The organism is Kangiella sp. (assembly GCF_014762745.1).
In the GTDB taxonomy this organism is placed as follows: Bacteria; Pseudomonadota; Gammaproteobacteria; order Enterobacterales; family Kangiellaceae; genus Kangiella.
In genome coordinates this window covers 23,842-29,858 of record NZ_JABURJ010000090.1, presented here as the reverse complement: position 1 = coordinate 29,858, position 6,017 = coordinate 23,842, and the positions used below count along the sequence as shown (strand labels likewise).

Here is a 6,017-nt window from a genome sequence, read left to right as displayed (position 1 = left end):
AAGTAGAAGTTGGAATTCCGGACAACCTGGTGGTTCGAGCTTCTTTTATGGTGTACCTGGTGCCGCTGATTAGCATGATCATTGCTTTGCTGGTTTGGCAGTTCTGGCTCACTGACCCTTCTGAGTTGAGCTCTATTCTCGCTGCTGTTGCCGGTTTGGCTATTGGTTTTGTGGTTACGCATTTTTACAGCAAATCTGCGGCCCAAAAAGGGCAAACAGAGCCGGCTTTGTTAAGAATTGTCAAGAGACCGATTGCGGTGAAACAAATCGAAACATCCGTCGACTAACTGCTGACGACTCTGCCGGAACTGTTTTCCTTAAGTTTTTTCCAACCTGTGAATATGTCCGATTCCGGGGAGCCGCTATCAAGGTTCCACCGTGGGCCGGCAAATACCCAGATAACAAGTTGCGGGAGTTTAACAATTATGCTGAAGCGTTTTTATTCGAGTGGTTTGGTTGTGTTGTTTGTGCTGGCCAGCACTTTAAGTTTTCCGGCCAAATCGTCCTTTCCTGAGTTCACCAAGATTGTCGAGAAAGTCCAACCGAGTATTGTCAGTATTCAGGTGGATGTGGTCCGTTGGGGGCGTGTCGCAGGCCGCTCTGGAGGCTCGGGCTTTATTGTTGATGAAGACGGATACATTATGACCAATCATCATGTCATTGATAATGGTAACTCTGTAACCGTCAAGCTGTTTAATGGTCGTGAGTTTGATGCAGAGGTGGTTGGCAGTGACGCCAATACTGATGTTGCTTTGTTAAAAATTGATCCGGGTAAGCAAAAGCTTAAGGCCTTGAAATTAGGTACCACAGACGTACTTAAAGTCGGTGAGTGGGTGCTAGCTTTTGGTGCACCATTTAATCTGGAACAAACGGTAACTGCGGGTATCGTCAGTGCCAAGGGGCGCGGTGAAGTCGGTTCTCAATATGTTCCCTTTATTCAAACTGATGTTGCCATCAATCGCGGTAACTCAGGTGGTCCATTAGTTAATCTTAAAGGTGAAGTTGTTGGCATCAATTCGATGATATTTAATCCAATGGTTAGCTCAGGCCTGTCTTTCTCGATTCCGATTGATTTAGCAGATAACGTTAGACAACAGTTGCTGGATAATGGTGTCGTTAACAGAGGTTATCTGGGCGTGCAATTTGGGCCTATCGATCAGGATAAAGCCGATGCTTTTGGTCTGGATGAAGTAGGTGGTTCGCTGGTGACTCGTGTTTATCCTGATTCAGCTGCGGCCAAGGCTGGATTGCAAGAAGGCGATGTAGTGATTGCTGTAGATGGCAAGCCAGTGCGTAAAGCGCAGGATTTGCCTTACTATATTGGCCAGAAGATGCCGGGCGATAAAGCCAAATTAAAGGTGGTTCGCAATGGTAAGGAGCGTAACATCGAAGCAGTTCTGACCGATGGCGCAGGTCGCGTGGTTGCCATCGATAATGGCCGCAATCAATTAGGCATTCGAGTGCAGGCTTTACGCGATGATTTACAGGAAGCCTACGGCATTCGCCATGGTGTGGTCGTCAGCGAAGTGATGGAGCAAAGTCCAGCTGCTCTGGCTGGAATTCAGAATGGCGATATTATTCAGAAACTGCACCGTACGCCAATTCGATCAATTGATGACTATCAGGCGGCATTGGCTGATTTGCCTGAAAGAGGCAAAGTGGCCGTGCTGGTCGCCAGACCGGGGCGTGGCAGTGACTTCTTTGTGATTGAACTTCAATAAATCTCTTACGGGCCAGTGCTTAGAGCGTGTTGAGCTTTGCGGTTCAATTTTTGTTCAAAGCAAAAGTGTTCTGATCGCGACGCTCGTTATGTAGCCTAGTCATTCTAAGCTAATGACGAGCAACAAAGAGCAGGACGCTTTTGATTGAACCCGAAGGGCAGCGTTTGTTTGGCTTTTCTACTGTGTTATCGCGTGTGGATGGAGAATGACTACACCTCACACACGATGCCTTGTATAAAAGCCAAACAAACTGCTGCAAAAACGAACAGCAAAGCTCAACACGCTCTAGTGCTGGCCTTTTCAGTTGTTTCAGCTACAATAGGCCGCTAAATTTCAAGTATACCAATGCGTAGCAAGCTATTGTGAGTTGAGCTGACAGATGGCTCTTCTTAATGGCACATTCATCAACAATCGAAGGAATTCAGCGGAACATCTATGCCCTACACCGATTATATTCGTAACTTCTCTATTATTGCCCATATTGACCACGGTAAATCGACCTTGTCGGATCGTTTGATTCAGACGTGCGGGGGCCTTACCGACCGGGAAATGGCGGAGCAGGTGCTGGATTCCATGGATTTAGAGCGTGAGCGCGGCATTACCATTAAAGCGCAGAGCGTGACCCTCAATTACACGGCTAAAGACGGTCATACCTACCAGCTCAACTTTATTGATACTCCTGGGCATGTTGACTTCTCATATGAAGTTTCTCGGTCACTAGCGGCTTGCGAAGGCGCACTATTGGTAGTGGATGCGGCGCAGGGTGTTGAAGCGCAGACGTTGGCTAACTGCTATACAGCAATTGAGCAGGATCTTGAAGTGGTGCCGGTGCTCAATAAAATTGATTTGCCAGCTGCCGATCCGGATCGCGTAATTCAGGAAATCGAAGATATTGTTGGCATTGAAGCGATGGATGCGGTGCAGTGCAGTGCAAAAACCGGCGTTGGTATTCAAGAGTTGCTCGAGCGTATTGTTCGAGATATTCCGCCGGCAAAAGGCGATCCTGACGCACCGCTACAGGCATTGATTGTGGACTCATGGTTCGATAACTACCTTGGCGTTGTATCTTTGGTGCGAGTGATGCAGGGTACCATTCGCAGTGGCGATAAGATGCAGGTGATGTCGACCGGTAAAGCGCATGTAGTTGACCATGTGGGTATTTTCACTCCTAAACGTAATGATACTGAGATTTTACGAGCTGGCGAAGTGGGCTTCATTATTGCCGGTATTAAAGAAATTCAGGGTGCACCAGTGGGTGATACCATTACTTTGGCTAAGTCGCCTGCTGAGAAGCCGCTACCAGGTTTTAAGAAAGTTAAGCCACAGGTTTATGCCGGTTTGTTCCCGGTCAGCTCTGATGATTATGAGTCTTTCCGTGATGCACTGGCGAAATTGAGTCTGAATGACGCCTCGCTGTTTTATGAGCCGGAAAACTCGACAGCGCTTGGTTTTGGTTTCCGTTGTGGGTTCCTTGGTATGTTGCACATGGAAATCATTCAGGAGCGTCTTGAGCGTGAGTATAATCTGGACCTTATCACGACTGCGCCAACGGTGGTTTATGAAGTTTCAACTACTGATGGTGAAACTTTATATGTCGATAATCCGTCCAAGTTACCACCGCTATCAAATATTGACGAGATTCGCGAACCAATCTGTGAAGCCAATATTCTGGTGCCGCAGGAGCACTTGGGCGCGGTGATAACCTTATGCGTTGAAAAGCGTGGTGTGCAGACCAAAATGCATTATGCTGGTAATCAGGTTGCGCTGACCTATGAAATGCCAATGAATGAGGTGGTGCTCGACTTTTTTGACAGGCTAAAGTCGGTCAGTCGTGGTTACGCGTCCCTGGATTATAGTTTCAAGCGATTCCAGACTGATAAGCTGGTGCGTCTGGATATCTTGATTAATGGCGAAACCGTTGATGCTCTGGCCTTGATCGTGCATAAGGATCAGGCGCCATACAAAGGCCGCGAGCTGGTCGAAAAGATGAAGGAAATTATTCCTCGTCAGATGTTTGAAGTTGCTATTCAGGCAGCTATTGGCAATCATATTATCGCGCGCTCAACGGTAAAAGCCTTGCGTAAAAATGTATTAGCAAAGTGTTATGGCGGTGACGTTTCGCGTAAGCGTAAACTGTTAGAAAAACAGAAAGCCGGTAAAAAGCGTATGAAGCAGGTTGGTAAAGTGGAAATTCCACAGGAAGCTTTCCTTGCGGTACTGCATGTCGGTAAAGACAATAAATAACAAAAGAAGGGCCTGATGATTTATTACGATTTTGGATTCTATTTGCTGCTGGCGACTGTAATTACAGGTGTTGTGGTTTTAATCGATAAACTGAAGTGGCGTAAGGAGCGTGAAGCTAAGGGCATCGAGTATGACGAAAAAGGCAATGAAAAAATGCCTTTGTTGATTGATATTTGCCGCTCTTTCTTTCCAATCATTTTAGTTGTTTTCCTGCTTAGGTCTTTTCTATTTGAGCCCTACCGGATTCCATCGGGCAGTATGAATCCAGGTCTGTATGACGGCGATTTCATTGTGGTCAATAAGTTTTCTTATGGCATTCGTATACCAGGATTCAATACGACCATTATCCCAACAGGCTCTCCGAAGCGTGGTGAGGTTGCAGTATTTCATCCACCGCATGAGCCGCAAACAGCCTACATTAAGCGTGTTATTGGCGAACCTGGCGATCGTCTGGAGTGGAACCGTGGTGTTCTTACCATTACGCCTAAGTGCGAAGGTGAAGCAGCCTGCGAACCTATTGTGATTCGCCCTGAGTTCGTTTCTGATGAAGTTCCTGAGCTGGTGCCACAGGCAGAGGTTTTTGACTTGTATGATGAAACCCTGGGCGAAAACAGCTATCAGGTGCTGTATCTAGATCCGCGTGCTCGTGCTCGACAAAGTTTGCAGCAATCCTGGTCTACGGTTGTTCCGGAAGACAAATATTTTGTGATGGGTGATAACCGTGACTCCAGCATGGACTCTCGCTTCTGGGAGTTTGTTGACGAAGATGCCCTGATTGGCCGTGCTGCCTATAAGTGGTTGTTTTTAGAGTTCACAGAAGAGCCGGTAATATTTGGCAAAAAGTTACCAAAGGGCGTATCTTTTGGTAGAGTAGGTTCTATCCAATAAGTAATATCAGTGCGTAAATGCGTTTTCTGCCAAGTTAGAAATAATTGGCAGAAAGGACAAAGGAGTATGGGGAAATGCTAAACAGAAAATATCAAGATGGTATGACAGGCGCAGGCTGGGTAATCGTATTAGGCATCGTCCTGTTTTTTATGTTCATGTTGATTAAGTTAACACCGGCTTATCTTGAGTATTTCAGTATTAAAAGCTCAATGGCTTCTGTTGCCGAGCAAAACGTAGGTAATAGTTCAACCGGTGAAATCCGACGATTGCTAGAGGGCCGTTTTAATATCAATGAGGTTAAATCGGTAAAAGCTTCTGATGCTAAAATTAAAGACATTACCGGTGGCCGTGCTCTTTATATCAAGTATGAGCGCCGCATTCCTCTGTTTGGTAATATCAGTGCATTGCTTGAATTTGAAAATGAAGTGCCTCTCAATTAGAGGCTATTTGAAAGTAAGGTTTCTATCGCCAAGATGAGTCACAAAAAACTGTTAATCGAACGATTGTGTAATCGTCTTGGCTACCAATTCAATGATCCCTCTCTGTTAAAGTTAGCGTTAACCCATCGTAGCGGTGCTAATAAGCATAATGAACGGCTTGAATTTCTCGGTGATTCCATTCTTGGGATGGTGATTGCCGAACATTTATTTACCCACCTTAAAAAAGCTGATGAGGGTCAACTGACCCGTTTACGCGCCAGTCTGGTTAAAGGCAAAACTTTAGCCGAGATTGCTAAAGAGCTAGAGTTGGGCGAGTGTTTGTATCTCGGTGAAGGTGAGCTAAAGAGTGGTGGTTTCCGCCGCGCCTCAATCCTTGCTGATGCATTGGAAGCGATCATTGGAGCCATTTATAAGGACGCTGGGTTTGAACTTACCCGAAAAGTGATACTGGGGCTTTATCAAAAACGTTTAGAGAGCGTCGATCTTAAGTCAGTACAGAAAGATCCTAAAACACAACTTCAGGAATGGCTTCAATCGCGCAAGCTCCCTTTGCCTGAGTATGAATTGCTGAAGGTGACGGGTGAGCCGCATAAGCAGACTTTTGATGTGGCCTGCATATTAGCTGAAAAGAAAGTCAAAACACATGGCTCGGGCTCGAGCCGACGTAACGCAGAACAGCAGGCAGCTGAAAAGGCGTTAGCGATAATATTAGATGGTAATTAGT

6 protein-coding genes are annotated in these 6,017 nt (G+C 46.1%); all 6 read left to right on the top strand.

What is annotated here, in order from left to right; genetic code table 11:
- Nucleotides 1–287: SoxR reducing system RseC family protein (locus tag HUJ19_RS06410; RefSeq protein ID WP_290622886.1), on the top strand; the 287-nt coding region annotated here is incomplete at its 5' end.
- Between the two features lie 138 nt (nucleotides 288–425).
- Entirely contained in the window at nucleotides 426–1,721 is a 1,296-nt protein-coding gene (locus HUJ19_RS06405; RefSeq protein WP_290622885.1) for a trypsin-like peptidase domain-containing protein, read from the top strand.
- Nucleotides 1,722–2,156: 435 nt separating this feature from the next.
- Complete coding sequence (lepA, locus tag HUJ19_RS06400; protein WP_290622884.1) at nucleotides 2,157–3,965, top strand: translation elongation factor 4; 1,809 nt, start codon at nucleotides 2,157–2,159, stop codon at nucleotides 3,963–3,965.
- 15 nt (nucleotides 3,966–3,980) lie between these two features.
- The gene (lepB, locus tag HUJ19_RS06395) at nucleotides 3,981–4,853 is read left to right on the top strand and encodes a signal peptidase I (protein ID WP_290622883.1); all 873 of its coding nucleotides are present in this window, start codon (nucleotides 3,981–3,983) and stop codon (nucleotides 4,851–4,853) included.
- A 74-nt stretch (nucleotides 4,854–4,927) separates the two neighbouring features.
- Nucleotides 4,928–5,293, top strand: a complete 366-nt coding sequence (locus tag HUJ19_RS06390) for a DUF4845 domain-containing protein (RefSeq protein WP_290622882.1) — start codon at nucleotides 4,928–4,930, stop codon at nucleotides 5,291–5,293.
- Between the two features lie 33 nt (nucleotides 5,294–5,326).
- Entirely contained in the window at nucleotides 5,327–6,016 is a 690-nt protein-coding gene (gene rnc / locus HUJ19_RS06385) for a ribonuclease III (RefSeq protein ID WP_290622881.1), read from the top strand.
- Nucleotide 6,017: the final 1 nt, after the last annotated feature.

What these genes read in the sequence shown, in the direction of transcription:
- lepA (WP_290622884.1), top strand. Translation starts at nt 2,157, where the DNA reads ATGCCCTACACCGATTATATTCGTAACTTCTCTATTATTGCCCATATT.
- HUJ19_RS06390 (WP_290622882.1), top strand. Translation starts at nt 4,928, where the DNA reads ATGCTAAACAGAAAATATCAAGATGGTATGACAGGCGCAGGCTGGGTA.
- HUJ19_RS06405 (WP_290622885.1), top strand. Translation starts at nt 426, where the DNA reads ATGCTGAAGCGTTTTTATTCGAGTGGTTTGGTTGTGTTGTTTGTGCTG.
- rnc (WP_290622881.1), top strand. Translation starts at nt 5,327, where the DNA reads ATGAGTCACAAAAAACTGTTAATCGAACGATTGTGTAATCGTCTTGGC.
- lepB (WP_290622883.1), top strand. Translation starts at nt 3,981, where the DNA reads ATGATTTATTACGATTTTGGATTCTATTTGCTGCTGGCGACTGTAATT.